Raw genomic sequence first — 535 nt, 5'->3', positions numbered from 1 at the left:
CGGCACAATCCTTTAATAACATAAGGTGTTACATTCCAAAATTCATTGCAGCAATCATCATACTCCCTTGCGCTTGGCTTTCTTACATGATAATCTATATCAGTCGGAACTATGTCCCTTTTAATTCTACAATCTTTATCAATTAGAACCTTTATTAATTTATCGCCCTTTAGGTAATTATCTAACTCTTCCAAGGGCAATAAGGTAAGATCAATTTTATTGTAATCATCAAATAGCATAAGATAGGAAAATCCCTTTTCTTCAGGTGGGAATAATTCCATATCCTCCGGCTTTTGCATCATTATTATATTCCCAAATTGATTAAGCCAGTCATCATTAGATATAAACGGTTCTATATCACTTACAAAATATGTAATATCATAATCCTGAAATTCATCTTTAGGTATATTAATATTTGCGCGTGACCCCTCAAGGGTCACAATTCGAATACGTTCATCCTGTTCTGCTAAAGAAAGTACTAAATCCATCATTTCTTTTTCTGATCTCATTTACATACTCCTCGTTTATTTTTTCT

Annotated in this window: 1 protein-coding gene; it reads right to left on the bottom strand. The window is 32.7% G+C overall.

Annotation, left to right across the window (positions count from 1 at the left end):
• The coding region (locus tag ACPC58_RS11715; RefSeq protein ID WP_002325310.1) for an aminoglycoside 6-adenylyltransferase at window positions 1-509 on the bottom strand (509 nt) is incomplete at its 3' end.
• Window positions 510-535 lie beyond the last annotated feature (26 nt).

The organism is Streptococcus sp. VTCC 12905 (genome assembly GCF_049893385.1).
Classification (GTDB): domain Bacteria; phylum Bacillota; class Bacilli; order Lactobacillales; family Streptococcaceae; genus Streptococcus; species Streptococcus suis_AA.
Note: the sequence above shows the minus strand (reverse complement) of the source record. Positions and strands in the feature narration are given on the sequence as shown.